The organism is Virgisporangium ochraceum (assembly GCF_016863655.1).
Taxonomy (GTDB): domain Bacteria; phylum Actinomycetota; class Actinomycetes; order Mycobacteriales; family Micromonosporaceae; genus Virgisporangium; species Virgisporangium ochraceum.
Window position 1 is genome coordinate 1 of the sequence record NZ_BOPH01000031.1, and the last position, 21,181, is coordinate 21,181.

A 21,181-nucleotide genomic window follows, 5' to 3' on the forward strand; every position below is an offset into this window, starting at 1 on the left:
AGAGCTAGTGCCGCCCGCACCCGGCCAGCGCGCCTGCCACCATGGTCAAACAACGATCAACAGGCCGGCGCGCCGTGCTCCGCGCGCGGCGGCGTTTACCGCATCGCCATCGCGCGGGCGTAGTTGACCTGGTTGTGGACGTGCTGGGCCTGCGCCTGGTTGTACACCGGGATGCGGGCGACGTACGTGAACGGCCCGTTGGACACGGTCACCTGGACGACGCCGCTCAGCACGGTCTCCTTGGCCAGCAGGAACAGCAGGCTGAAGAACGTGAGGAAGCAGAAGCCGACGATCGCCAGTACGACGGCCCACGTCGGGGTCTTCTGGCTGGACACCCACTGGTCCTGCGACACCCACGTGGACCCGCGCAGCGGGCAGCCGCCCACCGGGGTGTGCACCATCGTGGTGGTCACGGCGATCTCGCCGATCTGCGCGATCGGCTGCTCACCCGGTCCGCTGACGGGCACCAGGCCGCCGGTGGTCGGCTGGCCGCCGTAGGTGGGGCCGCTCACGGGCTGGGCGCCGTACGTCGGGCCGCTCACCGGCTGGGGGTTGTACGCGGGTCCGCTCACCGGCCCGGGTGCGTACGGCTGCCCGTACTGCGGGCCCTGCTGGGGCGGGTACGGACCGGGAACCTGCGGCGGGTACGGCTGGCCGCCACCGGACATCGGCGCGCCACTCGCCGGCATGGGTGCGCCGCTCGCGGGCATGGGTGGCCCGCTCGCGGGAGCCGGCGGGGGACCGCCGTACGCCGGTTGACCCGACCAGGGTTGGTCAGGCTGCTGCTGGTGTGCCCCGTGGTCCGCCATGGAGGTGAGCCTATCGGTAGCCGCGTGTTCACGGGTCAGCCGGCGGGTGCCGATTCCCTGTCCGGCTCCCCATCCGCCGGTTCCGGCGATTGCGGCCGGTTCTCGCGGACCTGTTTGCGTACCAGATGGACGTACCCCACGAGGGTGAGCGCGGCGAACGCCCACCACTGCAGCGCGTATCCGCCGTTCTGCAGGGTGCCCTCGTACTCCACCGAGACCGGCCGGAGCCCGTCCTGTTCGATCGACACGTAGCCACCCAGCACCGGGTACGGCAGCTCGCGGCCGAGTTGTGCCGGGTTGATGCGGCGTACCTGCAGGCGGCCGCCGGTGCGCTCGACCTTGCCGAGCTGGCGCTCCGGCAGGCGCACCGCACCGGTGACCGTGACGTCGCCGGTCGGCGCGGCCGGGTACTCGGGGATGGCCAGCGCGTTGGCGCCCGCCGGCACCCATCCGCGGTCGACGAGCAGGGCCGTTCCGTCGGGGAGGACCAGCGGGGTCAGGATCTCGTAGCCGACCCGGTCGTCGATGGTGCGGCCGCGGGCCAGGATCTCGTTGGTGGGGTCGTACCGGCCGGTGGCGGTGACCCGGGTGTACCGCTGCTCCCGGGCCGGCGCGCGGCCCGTCACCAGCACGTTCTCCACCGCGACCGGCGCGGCGACCGCGGCCGCGTCGATACGTTCGTTGATCGCGGACTTCTGCTGGTACCTGCTCAGCTGCCAGTTGCCCAGGCCCACCATCACCACGGCGAGCCCGAACATCAGCGCCGCGAGGCCCAGCCATCGCCGCGTGAGCAGGAACCGGTACACGCCCCAACTCTAGTGAGGCTCACGGGCGCTTGTTCGGTCGCGGTATCGTGCGACCCGCCGGTGCCGCCACGCGGTGCCGGCGCACAAGCGTGAGCGTGCTCGGGAGGCTGGACGGGGTATGAGCTCGATTCCGCGGATCGTGATCAGCGCGCCCTCCTCCGGTCACGGCAAGACCGCCGTGTCGGTGGGTGTGCTCGCGGCGTTGGCCGCGCGGGGGCTGCGGCCGTCCGGGTTCAAGATCGGTCCGGACTTCGTCGACGCCGCCTATCTGGGCCTGGCATCCGGCCGTCCGGGCCGCAACCTCGACCCTCGGCTGGTCGGCTCGCACCGCATCGCGCCGCTGTTCACGCACGGTGCGACGGGCAGCGACGTCGCGGTCGTCGAGGGGACGATGGGGCTGTACGACGGGCTCACCAGCCGCACCGACAGCGAGTCGACGGCGCAGATCGCCGGGCTGTTGCGCGCGCCGGTGATCCTGGTGGTCGACGTGGCGGCGATGGGTCAGTCGGCGGCGGCGCTGGTGCACGGGTTCCGCACGTACGACGAGCTGCTGTGGCTCGGCGGAGTGGTGCTCACCCGCACGATCTCCAGCCGGCACGAGCACCTGCTGCGCGAGTCGCTCGCCGACATCGGCGTCCCCGTCCTGGGCGCGCTGCGTCGCCGCGACCTGGCCGCGCTCGGCGCCGGCGGTGCCGCGCTGCCGCCGCGCGAGCACGGGCTCGCGCCGGCGGCGCACCGGAACCTCGACGCGCTGCGCGGCATCCGGCGGCTCGGCGAGCTGATCGCCAACGCGGTGGACCTCGAACGGGTGCTCATGCTGGCGAGGTCGGCGCCGCGGCTGGCGACCGACGCGTGGTCGCCCACCGACGCGCTCGCGCTCGACAGCGTGGTCGACTCGACGGGCGACGTCTTCGCCCCGTACGGCACCGGCCACCGGCCGGTGATCGCTGTCGCGTCGGCCTACGGCTACGCCGAGATGCCCGAGCTGCTCGCCGCGGCCGGTGCCGAGATCGTGCACATCGACCCGCTGCGCGACGACCGGCTGCCCGACCGCGTCGACGCGCTCGTGGTGCCGGGTGGGCTGCCCGAGGCGTACACCGACCAGCTGTCGGCGAACACGCGCCTGCGTGGCGACGTGCTGAACCTGGCCCGCACCGGCCGGCCCATCATCGCCGAGGGCGCGGGCCTGGTCTGGCTGGGTCGCGAGATCGACGGCCTGCCGATGTGCGGCGTCCTGGACGCCACCGCCACGACCACCGACCGGTACGTCGTCGGCTACCGCGAGGCGGCGGCCTGCATGGCCTCGGTCGTCCACGGCCGGGGTGACTCGGTCACCGGGCACAAGCTGCACCGCACCAGCATCACCCCGCGTGCCGGGTCCCGGCCGGCCTGGGTCTGGGCCGGTGGGCATCCGGAGGGCTTCATCGAGGGCGCGGTGCACGCGTCGTACCTGTCGCTGCACTGGGCCGGCGTCCCGCGGATGGCGTCGCGGCTGGTGAGCGCGGCGGCCGCGCTGTCGTCGGCGTACTCGCCGCCGCACCCGGTCACCTCGGCGCCGCCGTCGATGGCCCAGAGCTGGGCGTTGCCGGCCGCCGGCACGTACAAGTCCCCGGCCGCGTCGGTCACCCCGGCCCTGCCCCCGCCGTACGTCACCGACGGCGACGACCTGCCGCCGCTGGAGCCGTGGGCGCCGGAGATCCCGCCGCGCGTCGACCACACGTCGGTGGCGTCCGCGCCCCCCACGGGAACGGCGGCGGTGTCACCGGCGGTGTCCGCGACCACCCCACCGCTGGGAACGCCGGTGGTGTCACCGGCCGGCTCGGTCTCGGCCGGCTCCGCGTCGGCGGGCTCCGTTGCGGCGGGCTCCGTTGCGGCGGGCTCCGTTGCGGCGGGCTCCGTTGCGGCGGGCTCCGCACGGGTCGGTTCGGCGCCGGCGGACGAGGCGTCGGTTCCGGCATCGGCACCGGCGTCACCGGCACCGCTGACCGCGGGGTCGGTGCCGACCCACGATCCCGAGCCGCTCCCCGCCGACACGGGTGGCTGGCCGCGGCTCCCGTCCATGCTCGGCGACCCGAAACAGACCGCCGACGCCGCACCGGCCGGCGAGCCGGTCTCGGCCGTCCCGGCGCCGTCCACGCCCGTGTCGGGCACTCCGGCGCCGTCCACGCCCGTGTCGGGCACTCCGGTGTCGGGCACGCCCGTGTCGGGGGCGCCGGCCGCGGCGCCGGCTTCGTCGGTGCCGGCCCTGTCCGCGCCGGTCTCCGCCGTACCGGTGTCCCCGCCCGCGGGGCCGCCGGCAGAACCCGCGGAACCCGCAGAGCGCGCCGACCAGCCGGACGGAACAGGTCCCGGCAACGACGGGCCGGACGACAGGCCTGACAACGGGCCCGACGACAGGTCCGACGGGAACAGGCCGTCCGGAGCGGAGGCTGTCTGATGCACACCGGCTGGCCGGTGCCCGTGCGACGGTTCCCCGATCTCACCGTCGCCACGCCACGGCTGCACGTGCGGCAGCTCGCGGCCGGCGACGCTGACCCGGTCACCGAGATCTTCGCCGACGCCCGCACCCGGCGGTGGCTGCCGTTCCCGCCGCAACATCTCGTGGTCGACGGCCTCTCCTGGTGCACCGACCTGGCCCAGGAGCGCCGGCACAACGGCGACGGCGACCACTACGGCGCGATCCGGCGCGAGGACGGCTGCCTCGTCGGCTGCCTGTGGACCCAGCGCGCCGACTGGGTGGCCGGCTCGGTCGAGGTCGCGTACGCGGTCGCACCGGCCGCACGCGGGTTCGGGGTGGCGGCCGAGGCCGTCGACGCGTTGGCGATCGCGTTGCTGTTCGAGCACGGCTTCGAGCGGGTCGAGGTGCGCGTGGCGCCGGGCAACATCGCGTCGCGGCGGGTCGTGGAGAAGGCCGGCTTCAGCTACGAGGGGCTGCTGCGCAACGCCGGGTTCGTCCACAGTGGACGCGTCGACGTCGAGATGTGGTCGCTGGTGAGCGCGGACCTCAGGCCGACCTGAGCCGGGTCACCGGGCGCGTGACGGCTTGGACGCGCCCACCACGTGCGCCGGTGGCGGGGCGAAGCCCAGCACCGGCGCGCCGGCCAGGGCGTCGCGCAGGGTGTAGGCGATCGCCTCCTTCGGCTTCACCCGGTCGTCGGGAGCCACCGTGTGGAACGGGTTGTCCGGGTCGGCGATGAAGCCGGCAGCGGTCAGACCCGGCGTGATGCCGATGAACCAGATCGCGCGGTTGTCGTCGGTGGTGCCGGTCTTGCCGGCCACCGGACGTCCCACGATCTTGTAGACGGCCGGAGCCGTCCCACCGCCGCACGCCCCGCCGGCGGCGTTGTACCCGGTGACGCAGCGGGCCGCGTCGAGTCCGCCGCGGGCGACCTCCGGCGCGATCGCCTGCACGCAGTTCGGCCCGGGAGCGTATGGCTTGCCGTCGGCGTTCACCGTGACGCCGCCCGGCGCGGTGACCGACGCGACCGGCAACGGCGAGCAGTACTTCCCGTCGGCGGCGAGCGTCGCGTAGGCGCCGGCCATCTCCAGTGGGCTCGTGTCGGCGACGCCCAGCGTGAACGCGCCCCACGTGCGGGCCTTGGCGGGGGAGGCCTGCAGCCGGTCGATGTCGGTGTGCCAGGTCAGCCCGAGGCGTTCGGCCATCCGGACGGCCGCCTCGGGCCCGACCCGCTCCTCCAGTTGCACGAAGAACGTGTTCACCGACTTGCCGAAGCCGCTCCACATCGTGTGCCGGCCGGCCATCGACGCCGACGCGTTCGACGGGCACCAGTACTGCCCGTTGCACCGGGCGGGGCTGTTCCACTCGGTCTTCCACCGGGAATGGTACCGGTGCGGGCTGTTGATCGCGGTCGACAGCGGCATGCCGCGTTCGATGGCGGCCAGCATCGTGAACAGCTTGAACGTGGAGCCGGCCTGGTAGCCGGGCAGGTTGCCGCCGCCGAGCAGGGGATTCACGGTCGCCGGGTAGTTGCCGCGGACGCCGAGGCGGGCCCGTTTGGGGTCGGTGTGCCGGCCGTTGCCGGCCTGGTCGAGCGAGTAGACCCGGTTGACGGCCATGGCGCGCACGTTCCCGGTCCCCGGCTCGACCGCCACCGTGCCCAGCGCGAACGCCGAGCCGATCCGCTCGCGGCTGGCGACCTGCGCGTACGCGGCCGCCTGCGCCTTCGGGTCGAGCGTGGTCACCACGGTCAGCCCGCCGCGGCGGAGGAGATCGAGCCGCTCCATCGCGTTGGCGCCGTACTCGGGCCGGGTCATCCACCAGGTCTTGAACAGGTCGCAGAAGAAGCCCCAGTGGTTCACCGCGCCGGGCACGTCGACGCAGTCGTTCGGCGGCTCGTGCAGGTTGAGCTGGATCGGCGCGGCCTGTGCCTCGGTGGCGACCTCCGGGGTCACGAACCCCGACGCGACCATCCGGTCGATGACGTAGTTGCGGCGGTCGTGCGCGGCGGTCCGGTCGCGGGTGGCCGGGTCGTACGCCGACGGCGCCTGCACGAGCCCGGCGAGCAGGGCCGACTCGCCGATGGTCAGCTCGGCGGGTGTCTTGGAGAAGTAGACCTCGGCCGCCGCGTAGATGCCGTACGCCCGGTGCCCGAAGTAGGCGGCGTTGAGGTACCGCTCGAGGATCTCCTGTTTGGAGACCTCCTTCTCCAGGTCGATGGCGAGCCGCATCTCCCGCAGCTTGCGGGTGGGCGTCTGCTCGACGGCGGCGAAGACCTCCTCGGGGGAGTCGGCCGAGTCGCGCAGCGACATGCGCACGTACTGCATGGTGATCGTCGACGCGCCCTGCGAGACGCCGCCGGCCCGCTGGTTGGCGACGAACGCCCGGGCGATGCCGCGCGCGTCGACGCCGTTGTGCTCGAAGAACCGGACGTCCTCGGCGGCGATGATCGCGTGCTGCATGTGCGGCGAGACCGTCTCGAGCTCGACGGGGATGCGGTACTCCTCGTAGAACTGGGTGATCAGCGTGCTGCCGTCGGCGGCGTACACCCGCGACACCTGCGACAGCGGCGCGGTCCTGAGCCGGCCGAGGTCACCGGCCAGTTCGGAGGCACCGGTCTTGATGCCCAGACCGCCGAGGGCCACCAGCGGGTACAGCAGGGCAGCGACCACCACACCCGCGACGATTCCGGTTCGGACGAGGGTCGCGACCCGCCTTATGAAACGGACTCGCGCCATGGCTCTAGGCTAGGACAAATCATCCCAATTCATAGCCGAGTCGAGGTGGCGGATCATATTCCGATGAACCTGTACCCGCTGGGACTGAAGCTCGACGGGTTGCGCGTGCTCGTCGTCGGTGCCGGCGCGGTCGCGACCCGCCGGGTGCCGGCGCTCCTCGACGCCGGCGCGGAGGTCACGGTGGTGGCCCCCGAGGCCACGCCGGCCCTCGAAGGCATGGCGCAGACGGGCCGGATCACGTTGCACCGCCGCCGGTTCGAACCGGCGGACGTCGACGGCGCCTGGTTGGTGACGGTCGCGGTCGACGACCCGGCGGCCGGCGCGCTGGCGAGCGCCGCGGCCCGGGAGCGCAAGGTGTTCTGCGTCCGCGCCGACGACCGGCACGCCGCCACGGCCTGGACCCCGGCGGTCACCCGGCACGGCCCGGTCACGGTCGCGGTCCTCGGCGGCGGCGACCCCAAGCGCTCGGCCGCGGTCCGCGACTCGATCCGCGACCACCTGGAGAGCGCCAACGAGGAAGCGGCCGAACCGCAGCGGGGGACGGTTGCGCTCGTCGGCGGCGGCCCCGGCGATCCGGAGCTGATCACCGTGCGGGGGCGGCGGCTGGTCGCGGCCGCCGACGTCGTCGTGGTGGACCGGCTGGCGCCCGGCCTCCTGCTCGACGAGCTGAGGCCCGAGGCGGAGGTCGTCGACGCGTCCAAGATCCCGTACGGCCCGGCGCGTACCCAGGAGGAGATCAACGCCGTTCTGGTCGACCGCGCTGTCAAAGGGAAGTTCGTCGTGCGGCTGAAGGGCGGCGATCCGTACCTGTTCGGCCGCGGCGGCGAGGAGCTCCTCGCGTGCGCGGCGCACCAGATCCCCGTGCTCGTCGTCCCCGGGGTCACCAGCGCGCTGGCGGCCCCGGCCGCGGCCGGCATCCCGGTGACCCACCGGGGGGTCGCCCACGAGCTGGTCGTCGTCTCGGGTCACCTGCCGCCGGGCCACCCCGAGTCGCTCGTCGACTGGTCGGCGCTCGGCCGACTGCGCGGCACGCTGTGCGTCCTGATGGGTCTGAAGAACCTGCCGGCGATCGCGGCCGCACTCATCGACGGCGGCCGGCCACCGACCACGCCGGCCGCGGTCGTCCAGGAGGCGACCACCGCGGCCCAGCAGGTCGTGCACGCCACCCTGGCCACCGTCGCGGGCGAGGCCGCGCGGGTCGCACCACCCGCGGTGGTGATCATCGGTGACGTCGTGAGGGCGCTAAGCCTGGAGGAAGCCGCGCCGGGTGTCCAGGAGGAGGGCGAGTAGCCGGGCGGCGTCGTGCGGGGTGTCGACCCGGTACCGCGCGCGGGTGTCGCCGGGCCCGACCTTGACGCCCACGTCGGACCCGTCGAGGTGGGCGAACGCGTTCTCGTCGGTGACGTCGTCGCCCACGAACACCACGGCGCTCGCCGACAGCTGCGCGCGCAGCGTGTCGAGCGCGGTGCCCTTGTGGGTGGTGATCACCGACAGCTCGATGACCTCCTTGCCGTTGGTGACCACGACGTCCGGCCAGGTCGCCGGGCCGCCGCGGACCGCCTCGGCGACCCGCTGGGCCACGTCGCGGGCCGCGGTGCGCACGTGGACGGCCACGCTCGCCGGCTTCACCTCCAGCCGCACGCCCGGCTCGTGGCCGACCAGCGTCGTGAGCTCGCGCTCGACGTCGCCGAGCAGCTTCTGCCGGTCTTCGGTGAGCTCGTCGACGAAACCGGTGCCGAACTCCGAACCGTGGCTGCCCACCAGGTGCACGACGGGGGACAGCCCGGTGAGGACGGCCAGGTCGGCGCGGGCCCGGCCGGAGATCAACGCGACCGCGGTCCGCGGCAGCGCGGCGAGGCCCTCGATCGCGGCGACGGCCTCCGGAAGCGGCGCCGCCTCCATCGGGTTCTCCACGATCGGGGCGAGGGTGCCGTCGAAGTCGGCGGACACGAGCAGGGTGGGCACCCGGGCCACCCGCTCGATGGCGCTCGTCAGTTCACTGGTCATGCCGGTCGGCCCGTTCGGTCGAGAGCGGTCAGGAAGGATTCGGCCCACGCCTGCACGTCGTGGGCGCGGAGGTATCGGCGCATGGCGCGCATCCGGCGGGCCGCGTCGCCCGCCTCGATCTTCACGGCGCGCATCAAGAGTTCCTTCACCCCGTCGAGATCGTGTGGATTGCACAGGAACGCCTGGCGAAGCTCCGCCGCCGCTCCGGCGAACTCGCTGAGTACCAGCGCACCCCCGTTGTCGGCCCGGGCCGCCACGTACTCCTTCGCCACGAGGTTCATCCCGTCGCGCAGCGGCGTGACCATCATGACGTCGGCCGCGAGATACAGCGCGGCGAGCTCGGCCCGGTTGTACGACTGGTGGAGGTAGTGGACGGCGGGTTCACCGACCCGACCGTACTCACCGTTGATCCGGCCGACCTCGCGTTCGACCTTCACCCGCAGCGCCTGGTACTGCTCGATGCGCTCCCGGCTCGGCGTCGCCACCTGCACCATCACCGCGCCCGGCACGGTCAGCCGCTTCTCGGCCAGCAGCTCGCGGAAGATCTTGAGCCGGCGCTCGATGCCCTTGGTGTAGTCGAGCCGGTCGACGCCCAGGATGATCGCCGCCGGCCTGCCCAGCTCCTCCCGGATCTCCGCGGCCCGCTGGCGCACCTCCTCGCTCTGCGCCAGCCGCTCCATCTCGACGAAGTCGATCGAGATCGGGAACGCGCCGGCGAGCACGGTGCGCCCGTCGGGCAGCTCGACGCTGTCACCGCGCGGGCGCAGCCCGAGCACGTGCCGGGTGAGCTGCAGGAAGTTGTGGGCGCCGAGCGGACGCTGGAAGCCGACGAGGTCGGCGCCGAGCAGGCCCTTGAGCACCTCGGCCCGCCGCGGCAGCTGCATGAACAGCTCGACCGGCGGGAACGGGATGTGCAGGAAGAAGCCGATGCGCAGGTCGGGCCGCTGCTCGCGGAGCATCGCCGGCACGAGCTGGAGCTGGTAGTCCTGCACCCACACGGTGGCGCCCTGTGCGGCGACCTTCGCGGTGGCGTCGGCGAAGCGCTGGTTGACCTTGCGGTACTCCTCCCACCAGCGCCTCTTGTAGACCGGCGGCTCCACCGCGTCGTGGTACAGCGGCCACAGGCTGGAGTTGGAGAAGCCCTCGTAGTAGCGCTCCATCTCGTCGGCCGACAGTGGCAAGGGGCACAGCTCCATGCCGTCGACCTCGAACGGGTCCGGCGCGGGCCGGCCCGCCTTGGTGATGCCGCCGGTCCAGCCGACCCAGGTGCCCTTGTGCTGGGCCAGGACGGGTTGTAACGCCGTGACCAGGCCTCCCGGGCTGCGCCGCCAGGTGGTCCCCTCGGGGCTGCGCACCTCATCGACCGGCAGTCTGTTGGCGACCACGACGAACGAACTGTTTCCCGTCACCTGGCAATTCCCTCCGGGTTTGCGGCACGTGTCCCCCACGCTACCGACCGTTCTCCCAGATACGTGCCTCGATATCAGGCCGTGCTGGGCGTTCAGCAGGGCGCCTGCGATGCTCTAACCTTTGCCGTTTCTTCATGGGAGCCAGTACATGTCCGACTTCGACGATGAACCGCGTGGCCGTTCGGCGACCGGTGCGGTGGTCATCGCCGTGATATTTCTCGCGCTTCTCGGCACCGGCGTGGGGCTCGTGCTCGGCTCCCAGCACGAGAAGGACGGCGGCGACCGGGCCGCCGGGCCCTCGCCGACGGCAACCGCGCAACCGACGCCGACGGGCACCCCGAAGACCACCGGAACCACCCGACCGCCGACCAACACCGGCGGCTCGTTCCGTCCGACCGCCCGCGACCGGTGCCCCGACCAGACGGTGGCGGCGGCCGGCACGTCCCTGACCGTGAAGCGGTACCTCAAGACCAGCCGCTCCGAGGTGTGGATCTGCTCCGGCGGCGGCAAGCTCTACTACCAGGGCCACACGCTCGGGAATCCGTTCGACGGTGCGACCACCGAGTCGAGCATCTTCCTCCCGGCGGAGGAGGGCGACTCCGACCTCTACTTCGCCCGCAACCGCGACACGACCTACTACGTCGGTGTCGACCGCCTGCGGATCGAGAGCAACGGCGTCGAGCAGAGCAACGAACCCGCCGTGGACCGCTACGAGGGGTGATTTGAGCTAGCGACGGGCCGCCTGGAAGAATTCCGGGCGGCCCGTCGCTGTATATGGCCGAATCATCTCCCAGACATCGAAGGGGCGCCCCACCGTGGCCCAGTACATCTACACGCTCGAGAGGGCACGCAAGGCGCACGGCGACAAGGTCGTGCTCGACAACGTCACGCTGAGCTTCCTGCCCGGGGTGAAGATCGGTGTCGTCGGCCCGAACGGCGCCGGTAAGTCCAGCCTGCTGCGGATCATGGCCGGTGAGGACCAGGTCAGCAACGGCGAGGCCCGCCTGATGCCCGGCTACTCGGTCGGCATGGTGGCCCAGGAGCCGAAGCTCGACGAGTCGCTCACGGTGCTGGAGAACATCGAGCTGGCCGTCGCCGACGTCAAGGCCAAGGTGGCCCGCTACAACGCGATCGCCGAGGAGATGGCCACCGACTACACCGACGAGCTGATGGAGGAGATGGGCCGCCTCCAGGAGGAGCTCGAGCACGCCGACGCGTGGGACCTCGACTCCAAGCTCGAGCAGGCCATGGACGCGCTGCGCTGCCCGCCCGGCGACGCCGAGGTCGGCCCGCTCTCCGGTGGTGAGAAGCGCCGCGTCGCGCTGTGCAAGCTGCTCCTGGAGCAGCCCGACCTGCTGCTGCTCGACGAGCCCACCAACCACCTCGATGCCGAGAGCGTGCTCTGGCTCGAGCAGCACCTCGCCAAGTACCCCGGCACCGTCATCGCGATCACGCACGACCGGTACTTCCTCGACCACGTCGCCTCGTGGATCCTCGAGCTCGACCGCGGCCGCACCTACCCGTACGAAGGCAACTACTCCACGTACCTGGAGAAGAAGGCCGAGCGGATGCAGATGCAGGGCCGCAAGGACACCAAGCTCAAGAAGCGGCTCGAGGACGAGCTCCAGTGGGTGCGGTTGAACGCCAAGGCCCGCCAGACCAAGTCGAAGGCCCGCCTCGACCGGTACGAGGAGATGGCCGCGGAGGCGGAGAAGACCCGCAAGCTCGACTTCGAGGAGATCCAGATCCCGCCGGGCCCGCGCCTGGGCAACACGGTGATCGAGGTCAACGACCTGCAGAAGGGCTTCGGCGACCGCACGCTGATCGACGGCCTGTCGTTCTCGCTGCCGCGCAACGGCATCGTGGGCGTCATCGGTCCGAACGGCGTCGGCAAGACGACGCTGTTCAAGACGATCGTGGGCCTGGAGAAGCCCGACAACGGCACGGTGCGGGTCGGCGAGACGGTCTCGCTGTCGTACGTCGACCAGGGCCGCGAGGGCCTGGAGGGCAAGCAGAGCGTGTGGGAGGTCGTCTCCGACGGGCTCGACCACCTGATGGTCGGCAAGGTCGAGATGCCCTCGCGCGCCTACGTGGCCGCGTTCGGCTTCAAGGGTCCCGACCAGCAGAAGCCGGTCAACGTCCTGTCCGGTGGTGAGCGCAACCGGCTGAACCTGGCGCTGACGCTCAAGCAGGGCGGCAACGTGATCCTGCTCGACGAGCCCACCAACGACCTCGACGTCGAGACGCTCTCCAGCCTGGAGAACGCGCTGCTGGAGTTCCCCGGCTGCGCCGTGGTCATCTCCCACGACCGCATGTTCCTCGACCGGGTGGCCACGCACATGCTGGCCTGGGAGGGCGACGACGAGAACCCGGCCAAGTGGTTCTGGTTCGAGGGCAACTTCGAGGCCTACGAGAAGAACAAGATCGACCGGCTGGGCGCCGAGGCCGCCCGTCCGCACCGGGTCACCCACCGCAGGCTCACCCGCGACTAAGGGGGCACCTCGTGAATCTTCACCGGCCTGCGCCGGGCCCGGACGACGACCGGCGGCGTTGCGGTTCCGCCCGGATACAACACCGGTATCCGGGCGGAACCGCGCCTTGCCGGATCGTCGTCCGGGCCTCGCCGCAGACTCGGCAAGATCCACGAGGCACCCCCTAGTGGCGCGCTTCCACTACGCCGCCTCGTTGCGCTGGTCGGACCTCGACGCGTTCGGACACGTCAACAACTCGCGCTTCCTCACGCTGTACGAGGAGGCGCGGGTGGCGTTGATGTTCGTGGAGGCGCGCAAGGCCGGGGTGGTCGGCTTCGAGCAGGGCGTGGTGGTGTCCCGGCACGAGGTCGACTACCTGCGGCCGGTCGACTACACCGACCCGGTGCACATCGAGATGTGGATCGAGCAGATCCGCTTCAGCCGGTTCACGATCGCCTACGAGCTGTTCGACGGGACAGACCTGGCAAGCCGGGCAAAAACCATCTGCGTCCCCTTCGACCTTGCCGCCGGACGCCCGCGCCGGATGACCGACGCCGAGCGGGAGTTCCTGGAGCCATGGCAGGAGTGATCCCGGCCGAGGCGCGGCCCGACGTCGGCGCGTTCCTGAGTCGCCTCCTGCGCCTCGACAAGGCTGCCGTAATCAGGCTGGTCCCGGGCGTGGGGAGCACCGCGTTGTGGGGGCGGGTGCCGTTCGGGGTCCTGGTCGTCCGCGGGCTTCCGGCCGTCTCCAGCCGTGATGTCACGGTCCGCGCACAGGATCTATTGGACGCGCTACGGGGCGACGCCACTCTTCCAGCTTCGCGTGATCACGAGTGGAGGTGGCTGCTCCCGCCGTCGACGGGTCGACGCATCGAAGAGATCCCGGCGGCAGAGGTGCACCGGGTGGCCGCCGCCGCTGCCGAGACGGCCCGCACGGCCCTCGACCAGGGGGTGGGTGGCCGGGCGGTGGGCAGCCGCCGGGTCCGCGACGCGCTGCTCGACCACGTGCCGATCGTGGTGGAGACCGCCGACGGCCGGGTCGAGGTGCCGCAGCGACTCGTGCAGGCGGTGATCCGCATGAACTTCGTCGGCGGTCCCGACGGCCCGCCGGTGAGCGTGCGCCGGGCCGGCCCGTGGGTCGCGTTGGCGGGGGCGTACGGCACCGGCTGGCATCGACCGATCGGGGAATCCCTCAACCTGCAGGTCTCGCCCTACCGTCCGAACGGCTGAAGGCTTTATCATCCGATCACTCACGGGGGGAAATTGGGGGGATGTCAACCGTCCTCCAAACGGGTACCGTCGTGCCTCGGGTCCAACACGCGGTACTTATATGAATACTCACCGATATGTGTGGGCCCCTGGGGAGAAGCGCGGAAGCAGGGAGCGCGGGCTATGCCATGGTGGTCCTGGCGTGCCGGCCAAGCCGACACGTCGCCGGGTAGCGAGTCGCCGTCAGCGGTCGCGACGGTTGTGGGAAATCCGTCCGATGGAGCCCTTGCCGGGTCCGACGGAGCGGTCCGTCCGGTCACGCTCGACCGGTTGTCGGAGGCATTGGACGCGGTCGACATCCGGTACCTCACCGACGTGTCGGGCAGCCTGCTGGCGCTCTGGGAGCGGCACGCCGTGCTGTTCACGCTGGAAGGGCCGACCGACGAGATCCTGGTGATGCGGGTCCGTCCGCACGCCACGGTGCCGCCCGACTGGGGCGACCGGGCGTACCGCGTGGTCAACGAGTGGAACCACACGCGGCGGTTCTGCAAGGCCTACGTCGGTGACCCCACCGACCGCAACCAGCTTCCGATCTATGCCGAGATGCAGGTGCCGCTCGGTGCCGGCGTGCACGACGCGCTGCTCAACGAGATGGTCGACTGCGCGGCCGCGGTGGCCACCGGCTTCGTCGACTGGCTGCACGACGACGGGGGTCTGCTGTAACCGGGATCATCCGGACGCCGACGGTCGAGAGTCCGGCGCTGTCCGGCCGGCTGGGCCGGCAGGTGTTCCTGAAGCTGGAGAACCTGCAGCGCGGGGGTACGTTCAAGCGGCGCGGGGTGGCGGCGCGGTTCGCCCTCCTGTCCGTCGGGGAGCGGGCGCGGGGCGTGCTGGCGGTGAGCGGCGGCAACTTCGGCCGCGCCGTGGCCGACCTCGCCGGTGAGACGGGTGTCGCCGCCACGATCGTCCTGCCGGCCTCGGCGCCGGCGGCGTCGGTGGGGTACATCCGGTCGGCGGGCGCGCGCACCGAGGTCACCGACACGGTCGAGCAGGCGTTCAAGCGCGCCGACGAACTGGCGGTGTCGACCGGCGCGGTGCTGCTCGACGACGTCTCCGACCTCACGATCGCCACCGGCTACGGCACGCTCGCCCCCGAGATCGTGGAAGACGTTCCCTCGGTGACCGACCTCGTCGTCTCCGTGGGTGGGGGAGCGCTGCTGGCAGGGGTCTGCCGCGCGGTCGACCTGCGGGTCTGGGCCGCGGAGCCCGACGGTGCCGACTGCCTGTCGGCCGCGCTGGCCGCGGGTCGACCGACGCCGGTGCCGGTCACGACGCGGATCTCCACGCTCGGCGTGCCCGAGGTGTCGCCGCTGATCCTCGAGCAGGTGGTGGGCCGTCTCGCCGGGGTGGTCACCGTCTCCGACGAGGACTCCTTCGCCGCGACGAGGTGGCTGATCGAGGAGGCGCGGGTGTGGGCGGAACCGGCCGCGGGCTGCGCGGTGGCGGCCGCGGAGGTCATCGCGGCGACCCTGCCGACCGACGCCGTGGTCTGCGTGATCGTCTGCGGCGGCAACGCGACGCTGGCTGACGCGGCGAGCATGGGACGATAGAGGCTGGCCCTCCCGCGTCACCAAAGAATGGACCTCGTCTGTGCCACCGATGCTCGACCCCGGCAGCCACCCCGGCGCGACCTCGCCGGAGCGCATCCGCAACTTCTGCATCATCGCCCACATCGACCACGGAAAGTCGACGCTGGCCGACCGGATGCTGCAGCTCACCGAGGTGGTCGACGCCCGGCAAATGCGCGCGCAGTACCTCGACCGCATGGACATCGAGCGTGAGCGCGGCATCACGATCAAGAGCCAGGCCGTGCGGATGCCGTGGCAGGTGCGCGAGGGCGATCTGGCCGGCGACCCGTTCGTCCTGAACATGATCGACACGCCCGGTCACGTCGACTTCACCTACGAGGTCTCGCGCAGCCTCGCCGCCTGCGAGGGCGCGGTGCTGCTGGTCGACGCGGCGCAGGGCATCGAGGCGCAGACGCTGGCCAACCTGTACCTGGCGATGGAAAACGACATGACTATCATCCCGGTGCTGAACAAGATCGACCTGCCGGCCGCCCAGCCGGACAAGTACGCCGAGGAACTGGCGCACCTGATCGGCTGTGAGCCGTCCGACTGCCTGCGCGTCTCCGGCAAGACGGGCGACGGGGTGCCCCACCTGCTCGACGAGATCGTGCGCCAGTTCAAGCCGCCGGTCGGCGACGCCGCGGCACCCACCCGCGCGATGATCTTCGACTCGGTGTACGACGTGTACCGGGGTGTGGTCACCTACATCCGGGTCATCGACGGCCGGCTCGACCCGCGCGACCGGATCAAGATGATGTCCACCGGTGCGGTCCACGAGCTGCTCGAGATCGGCGTGATCTCGCCGGAGCCGATCAAGTCCGGTGGCCTGGGTGTCGGCGAGGTCGGCTACCTGATCACCGGCGTGAAAGACGTGCGCCAGTCGCGCGTCGGCGACACGGTCACCCTGAACGGCAAGCCCGCCACCGAGGCGCTCGGCGGGTACAAGGACCCGAAGCCGATGGTCTACTCCGGGCTGTATCCGATCGACGGGTCCGACTACCCGATCCTTCGCGACGCCCTCGACAAGCTCAAGCTCAACGACGCCGCCCTCAACTACGAGCCGGAGACCAGCACCGCGCTCGGCTTCGGCTTCCGGTGCGGCTTCCTCGGCCTGCTCCACCTGGAGATCATCCGCGAGCGGCTCGAGCGCGAGTTCGCCCTCGATCTCATCTCCACCGCTCCGAACGTGGTCTACCGGGTCGACATGGAAGACGGCGCCGAGCACATCGTCACCAACCCGAGCGAGTACCCGGCCGGCAAGATCGGCTCGGTGTACGAGCCCACAGTGCGGGCCACCGTGCTCACGCCCAACGACTACGTCGGCGCGGTGATGGAGCTCTGCCAGGGCCGCCGCGGCCAGCTGCTCGGCATGGACTACCTGAGTGCCGACCGCGTCGAGCTGCGCTACACGCTGCCGCTGGCCGAGATCATCTACGACTTCTTCGACCAGCTCAAGAGCCGTACCAAGGGCTACGCGTCCCTGGACTACGAGCCCTCCGGCGAGCAGGAGAGCGACCTGGTGAAGGTCGACATCCTGCTGCACGGCGAGCCTGTCGACGCGTTCAGCGCGATCGTGCACAAGGACAAGGCGTACAACTACGGCGTCACGATCGCGGCGAAGCTGCGCGGGCTGATCCCGCGGCAGCAGTTCGAGGTCCCGATCCAGGCGGCGATCGGCAGCCGGGTGATCGCCCGCGAGACGATCCGCGCCATCCGCAAGGACGTGCTCGCCAAGTGCTACGGCGGCGACATCACGCGGAAGCGCAAGCTGATCGAGAAGCAGAAGGAAGGCAAGAAGCGGATGAAGATGGTCGGCCGCGTCGAGGTGCCGCAGGAGGCGTTCATCGCCGCCCTGTCGACCTCCGACGGCACCGACGGCAAGGCGTCCGCGAAGAAGTGATCCGGTTCTGCCCCGCCTGCGCGGCGGCGCTGCCCGGCCTGCCGCCCGTCTCCTGCGTCTCGTGCGGGTACGCCCTGTTCGTCAACCCGAGGCCCACCGGGTTGACGATCATCATGGACGGCACGCGCGTGCTCGTCATTCTGCGCGCGCACGAGCCCCGGTCGGGAATGTGGGCCCTGCCGGGCGGATTCTGCGATGGCTGGGAAACCCCCGCCGATGCCGCCGTACGTGAGGCGCGCGAGGAACTAGGTGTCGACGTGGCGCTCACCGGATTCGTGGGCATGTATATCGGAGACTACGAATACCAAAACGAGACATTGCCCGTTCTCGATTGCTTCTGGCTGGCCCGCATCGTGGCCGGAGACCTCCGCGTCGACCCCACCGAGCTGGCCGGATACACATGGGCGGAGATAGGTTCTACCCCGCCAATGGCCTTTGAAACCATGCAATCTGCACTCGATGAGGTGGCCCGAAATCTCATTGGTGGTGTTTGACTTCCGATATCCCGGGGCATCCCTCTAGCAACAAGCCAATACCCCCGGATCGGGAGAGGAACTCGACCGTGACTGTCACTGGCATTATCACTGCGCTGATCGTGGGTCTGATCATCGGCGCGCTCGGTCGGCTCGTGGTACCAGGTCGGCAGAGCATTCCGATCTGGTTGACCATGGTCATCGGTGTCGTCGCCGCCCTGCTGGGCACCGTGCTGGCCCGCGCCCTCGGAATCGCCACCGCCACCAGCGGCATCGACTGGCTCGAACTGCTGGTCCAGGTCGCCCTGGCCGCCGTCGGTGTGGCCCTGGTCGCCGGCTACGCCGGTCGCGGTCGCACCCGCCGCACGTACTGACCAGCACGTAACCAACACACGGAGCGGCCCCGAGGCGTGAGCCTCGGGGCCGCTCCGTGTCGTGTGGAAGAGGTGCTAGCGGAGCCAGGGGACCGAGCGGTCGAGCAGACCGCGGGTCTTCAGTTCCTTGCGCAGCGGGATCTCGTCGTCGACGTAGCCGTTCCAGTTGATGCCCCAGTAGTTGGCGCTGCTGGTGGCCTCGCCGCAGATCTGGCGCTGCACCGGCGTGCGGTTCTGCCACCACTCGCCGTTGTAGTCGATCGGCATGTCGTCGAGGTGGCGGATCCACCGGTAGGTGTAGCCGACGAACAGCATCTTGCGGGTCACGTCGCTGTAGTTGGGCGAGCGCGAGTGCCACAGACGCCGGTCGAAGATGAAGCAGTCACCCGGGTTGGCCGTGATCTCGACCGTGCCCTCCGGGTCGGGGTTGTGGACCGTGGTGTCGGCCGGCCGGGGAAGCGAGTTCCACAGGTGGCTGCCCGGGATGACCTTCGTGGCACCGCGACCGGTCTCGGACAGGTCCGACAGAACGTACGCGACCTTCAACGAGAACATCGGGCGCGGGAGGTTCGGGTCCATCGTCTCCGGGTCGGAGTTCTGGCGGTACCCGTCCTGGTGCCAGCCCCACGACGGGGGCTCCTCCTCGGGCGTCGGCGGCGTGACGTCGAGGTGGTTGTGGTGCGTGTAGATGTTCCAGCCGGCCAGGCCCCACATGTACGGGAACACGGTCGGGTGGGTGAGGAGCTGGCCGAACAGCTCGTCCCGGTTCAGGAACCCGAGCAGGTGCAGGACGCCGGTCTTCTCCTTGACGTTGCCGGCGACCTTCTCTTCCTCGTACACGCGGTCGACCGCGGCAACGAGTGCGGCCCGGTGCTCCTCGGTGAGCACGTTGCGTACCTGGAGGAAGCCCTGCTCGAGAAACTCCTTCCGGTCGGCGTCGCTGATCGGCTCGTAGCCGGTCAATCCGCCGTAGTCGAACGGTGCCGACACGTTTCCACCCCTTGTTGCGGCTCGGTGGGACAAAGAACGCCCGATAGTAACCCCTGGGCACCACGGGGCAACCTGACCGCGGGAAGCCTCACATCTCGTAACGCAAAGCAACGGTGGGACCGTCAGGAGTGGACCTCGGCGACCACGACCGTGCCGGTGGCGGTGCCGTCACCGGACGCCCAGGAGCCGGACTCGGCGTCCCACTGCCGGCCACCGAACGTGACCCGCCTGACCCCCCGGTCGGTGGCGTGCGCGACCAGCCAGTGCGCGTACTGCCAGCCGGCCTGCTCGTTCCTGACGGTCACCGAGACACCGGCGGCGTCGAGCGTGCCGGTCTTGTCGCCCCAGTCGAGGCGCAGCCCCTGCACGAGCGCCTCGGCGGCGGCCACCCCGCGCGACTCCGGCTTGCCGTCGACGGTGCAGCCGACCGAGCCGCCGGCCTCGCCGGCCAACGCGGTGGCCAGCACGAGGGACTCGTCGGCCCACTTCTCGTACGCCTCCGGGTAGGCGCTGCGCTGCACCGCCTGCGCGGCGTCGGTGACCCGCATGTCCTGCCAGCCCTTGACCCGCACCAGCGCGTTGTAGAACCGGGCCGACGCGTACCGCGGGTCGGCGATCTCCTCCGCCTTGCCCCAGCCCTGGCTGGGACGCTGCTGGAACAGGCCGATCGAGTCGCGGTCGCCGCCGGTGAGGTTCTCCAGCTTCGACTCCTGCCACGCGGTGGCGAGCGCGACCACGATGCCCTGGCGCGGAATCCCACGCCGGATGCCTACCGCGGCGATCGTGGCGGCATTGGCCAGCTGACCGGCCTCGAGCTCGACCTCGGTGCCGGCCGGCACGCCGACCTTGCACGGGTACCCGGACGGCAGGAGCTTCGGCACGTTGTCGAGCATCCGGACCACGGCGACGACGCCGAGCCCGGCCAGCACGACAAAGGCCATGAAGCCCGCGAGCGCCGCCCATTTCCGCATGGCGAACAGAGTACGTCCGCTGTGTGGGAAACCTGTGAAGATGCGCTGGCAGTTGGCCCGATCTAGGGAACCCAGCGCGGCGAACGCTTCTCCAGCAGGGCGGAGATCCCTTCCCTGCCCTCGTCGGAGGTGAAGTACCGCACCGACAGGTCGGTCAGGGAAGCCAGCCGCTCCCGCACCGACGACTGCAGCAGTTCCTTCGTCCCCGCCAGCGCGGCGGGGGCGCCGCGCAGCAGAGCCTGCGCATACGCGTCCACCCGTTCGTCGAGCGACGACGCGGGCACCGCCGCCGTGACCAGGCCGATCTCGACGGCGCGACGCGCGTCGAACGTGTCGCCGGTGAGGAACAACTCGGCGGCCGCGCGCGGGGCGAGGCGGGGCAGCACCGTCGCGGAGATCACCGCGGGGATCACCCCGATGCGCACCTCGGTGAACGCGAACGTCACGTCGTCGGCGCACACCGCGATGTCGGCGGCCGCGACGATGCCGAGGCCGCCCGCCCGCGCGGCGCCGCCGACGCGGGCGATCACGGGCTTCGGGGACTCCCACAGCGCCGCCAGCACCTCACCCATCCGACCGGCCGGCACTCTGCTTGATGCGCCCGCCTCTGCGGGCGCGGGCCCCGGGTCCTCTGGGGCGTCGCCTTCCCTCGTCGCTCCAGTCGCTGCGCTCCCTGCGCTCCTCAGTCCAGGCGACGCCGGCCCCGGGGCCTGACCGGAGGAGAAGCCCGCAACGGTCTCCTTGAGATCGGCGCCGGCGCAGAACGCGGGACCGGTGTGCGTGAGCACGATCACCCGCGTGCCCTCGTCGGCGGCCGCGACCCCCAGCGCCGCCAGCAGGTCGGTGATGAGCTGTCGGGACAGCGCGTTCCGGTTCGAAGGGCTGTCGAGCGTGATCGTGGCGATGCCACCCGCGACTGAATGCCGGATCATCGCAGA

General features: G+C 71.2%; 19 protein-coding genes and 1 pseudogene. 12 read left to right on the top strand and 8 right to left on the bottom strand.

Annotated elements, in window-relative coordinates; genetic code table 11:
* Positions 1-95 precede the first annotated feature (95 nt).
* Both Voc01_RS13125 and Voc01_RS13130 read right to left on the bottom strand, forming a co-directional pair.
* Positions 96-689 (bottom strand): hypothetical protein, encoded by a 594-nt coding sequence (locus tag Voc01_RS13125; RefSeq protein ID WP_203927657.1) that lies wholly within the window; start codon positions 687-689, stop codon positions 96-98.
* A 155-nt stretch (positions 690-844) separates the two neighbouring features.
* On the bottom strand, positions 845-1,615 hold the full coding sequence (locus Voc01_RS13130) for an SURF1 family cytochrome oxidase biogenesis protein (protein ID WP_239160153.1): 771 nt from the start codon (positions 1,613-1,615) through the stop codon (positions 845-847).
* A gap of 118 nt (positions 1,616-1,733) precedes the next feature.
* Here Voc01_RS13130 and Voc01_RS13135 point away from each other — a divergent pair, with 118 nt between their 5' ends.
* Entirely contained in the window at positions 1,734-4,052 is a 2,319-nt protein-coding gene (locus tag Voc01_RS13135; protein WP_203927658.1) for a cobyrinic acid a,c-diamide synthase CobB, read from the top strand.
* Complete coding sequence (locus tag Voc01_RS13140) at positions 4,052-4,633, top strand: GNAT family N-acetyltransferase (RefSeq protein ID WP_203927659.1); 582 nt, start codon at positions 4,052-4,054, stop codon at positions 4,631-4,633. The genes Voc01_RS13135 and Voc01_RS13140 overlap by 1 nt, the downstream gene beginning before the upstream one ends.
* A gap of 6 nt (positions 4,634-4,639) precedes the next feature.
* Here Voc01_RS13140 and Voc01_RS13145 read toward each other — a convergent pair whose 3' ends face one another.
* On the bottom strand, positions 4,640-6,811 hold the full coding sequence (locus Voc01_RS13145) for a transglycosylase domain-containing protein (RefSeq protein WP_203927660.1): 2,172 nt from the start codon (positions 6,809-6,811) through the stop codon (positions 4,640-4,642).
* 57 nt (positions 6,812-6,868) lie between these two features.
* On the opposite strand from Voc01_RS13145, the gene cobA reads away from it, so the two are divergent.
* Positions 6,869-8,101 carry a uroporphyrinogen-III C-methyltransferase gene (gene cobA, locus Voc01_RS13150; protein ID WP_203927768.1) on the top strand — a complete coding sequence of 411 codons (1,233 nt, stop codon included), beginning with the start codon at positions 6,869-6,871 and terminating at the stop codon, positions 8,099-8,101.
* On the opposite strand, the pseudogene otsB reads toward cobA, so the two are convergent.
* Both otsB and Voc01_RS13160 read right to left on the bottom strand, forming a co-directional pair.
* Positions 8,063-8,818, bottom strand: a pseudogene (gene otsB, locus Voc01_RS13155) (trehalose-phosphatase); the annotation flags it as partial. The gene cobA and the pseudogene otsB sit on opposite strands and share 39 nt — an antisense overlap.
* Complete coding sequence (locus Voc01_RS13160; RefSeq protein WP_203927662.1) at positions 8,815-10,227, bottom strand: alpha,alpha-trehalose-phosphate synthase (UDP-forming); 1,413 nt, start codon at positions 10,225-10,227, stop codon at positions 8,815-8,817. The pseudogene otsB and the gene Voc01_RS13160, both read right to left, overlap by 4 nt.
* Positions 10,228-10,375: 148 nt before the next feature.
* Between Voc01_RS13160 and Voc01_RS13165 the strand changes: the two genes are divergently transcribed.
* The 9 genes from Voc01_RS13165 to Voc01_RS13205 all read left to right on the top strand — a co-directional run bounded on the left by Voc01_RS13165 (position 10,376) and on the right by Voc01_RS13205 (position 18,282).
* On the top strand, positions 10,376-10,948 hold the full coding sequence (locus tag Voc01_RS13165) for a hypothetical protein (RefSeq protein ID WP_203927663.1): 573 nt from the start codon (positions 10,376-10,378) through the stop codon (positions 10,946-10,948).
* Between the two features lie 94 nt (positions 10,949-11,042).
* Entirely contained in the window at positions 11,043-12,719 is a 1,677-nt protein-coding gene (ettA, locus tag Voc01_RS13170) for an energy-dependent translational throttle protein EttA (RefSeq protein WP_203927664.1), read from the top strand.
* A 166-nt stretch (positions 12,720-12,885) separates the two neighbouring features.
* On the top strand, positions 12,886-13,287 hold the full coding sequence (locus tag Voc01_RS13175; RefSeq protein ID WP_239160154.1) for an acyl-CoA thioesterase: 402 nt from the start codon (positions 12,886-12,888) through the stop codon (positions 13,285-13,287).
* Positions 13,275-13,928, top strand: coding sequence for a DUF8185 domain-containing protein (locus Voc01_RS13180; protein ID WP_203927665.1), 654 nt, complete (start codon positions 13,275-13,277; stop codon positions 13,926-13,928). The genes Voc01_RS13175 and Voc01_RS13180 overlap by 13 nt, the downstream gene beginning before the upstream one ends.
* Before the next feature lie 162 nt (positions 13,929-14,090).
* A complete protein-coding gene (locus Voc01_RS13185) occupies positions 14,091-14,630 on the top strand; it encodes a type III secretion system chaperone family protein (protein ID WP_203927666.1) in 540 nt (179 codons plus the stop codon).
* Between the two features lie 8 nt (positions 14,631-14,638).
* Positions 14,639-15,517, top strand: a complete 879-nt coding sequence (locus Voc01_RS13190; protein WP_275423713.1) for a threonine ammonia-lyase — start codon at positions 14,639-14,641, stop codon at positions 15,515-15,517.
* Between the two features lie 40 nt (positions 15,518-15,557).
* The gene (lepA, locus tag Voc01_RS13195) at positions 15,558-17,435 is read left to right on the top strand and encodes a translation elongation factor 4 (RefSeq protein WP_275423711.1); all 1,878 of its coding nucleotides are present in this window, start codon (positions 15,558-15,560) and stop codon (positions 17,433-17,435) included.
* Positions 17,432-17,929 carry an NUDIX domain-containing protein gene (locus tag Voc01_RS13200; protein ID WP_203927667.1) on the top strand — a complete coding sequence of 166 codons (498 nt, stop codon included), beginning with the start codon at positions 17,432-17,434 and terminating at the stop codon, positions 17,927-17,929. Before lepA ends, Voc01_RS13200 begins: the two co-directional genes overlap by 4 nt.
* A gap of 68 nt (positions 17,930-17,997) precedes the next feature.
* Positions 17,998-18,282 (top strand): GlsB/YeaQ/YmgE family stress response membrane protein, encoded by a 285-nt coding sequence (locus Voc01_RS13205; protein ID WP_203927668.1) that lies wholly within the window; start codon positions 17,998-18,000, stop codon positions 18,280-18,282.
* Between the two features lie 75 nt (positions 18,283-18,357).
* Here Voc01_RS13205 and Voc01_RS13210 read toward each other — a convergent pair whose 3' ends face one another.
* From Voc01_RS13210 to Voc01_RS13220, 3 genes are all read right to left on the bottom strand, one after another.
* Positions 18,358-19,272 (bottom strand): phytanoyl-CoA dioxygenase family protein, encoded by a 915-nt coding sequence (locus Voc01_RS13210; protein ID WP_239160156.1) that lies wholly within the window; start codon positions 19,270-19,272, stop codon positions 18,358-18,360.
* A 122-nt stretch (positions 19,273-19,394) separates the two neighbouring features.
* Positions 19,395-20,243, bottom strand: coding sequence for a hypothetical protein (locus Voc01_RS13215; protein ID WP_203927669.1), 849 nt, complete (start codon positions 20,241-20,243; stop codon positions 19,395-19,397).
* Between the two features lie 62 nt (positions 20,244-20,305).
* Entirely contained in the window at positions 20,306-21,175 is an 870-nt protein-coding gene (locus tag Voc01_RS13220) for an enoyl-CoA hydratase-related protein (RefSeq protein WP_203927670.1), read from the bottom strand.
* Positions 21,176-21,181: the final 6 nt, after the last annotated feature.

Coding starts and splice junctions, on each gene's coding strand:
- Voc01_RS13125 (WP_203927657.1), bottom strand. CDS start 689: ATGCCGGCGAGTGGCGCGCCGATGTCCGGTGGCGGCCAGCCGTACCCG.
- Voc01_RS13135 (WP_203927658.1), top strand. CDS start 1,734: ATGAGCTCGATTCCGCGGATCGTGATCAGCGCGCCCTCCTCCGGTCAC.
- Voc01_RS13140 (WP_203927659.1), top strand. CDS start 4,052: ATGCACACCGGCTGGCCGGTGCCCGTGCGACGGTTCCCCGATCTCACC.
- Voc01_RS13145 (WP_203927660.1), bottom strand. CDS start 6,811: ATGGCGCGAGTCCGTTTCATAAGGCGGGTCGCGACCCTCGTCCGAACC.
- Voc01_RS13165 (WP_203927663.1), top strand. CDS start 10,376: ATGTCCGACTTCGACGATGAACCGCGTGGCCGTTCGGCGACCGGTGCG.
- Voc01_RS13180 (WP_203927665.1), top strand. CDS start 13,275: ATGGCAGGAGTGATCCCGGCCGAGGCGCGGCCCGACGTCGGCGCGTTC.
- Voc01_RS13185 (WP_203927666.1), top strand. CDS start 14,091: ATGCCATGGTGGTCCTGGCGTGCCGGCCAAGCCGACACGTCGCCGGGT.
- Voc01_RS13215 (WP_203927669.1), bottom strand. CDS start 20,243: ATGCGGAAATGGGCGGCGCTCGCGGGCTTCATGGCCTTTGTCGTGCTG.
- Voc01_RS13220 (WP_203927670.1), bottom strand. CDS start 21,175: ATGATCCGGCATTCAGTCGCGGGTGGCATCGCCACGATCACGCTCGAC.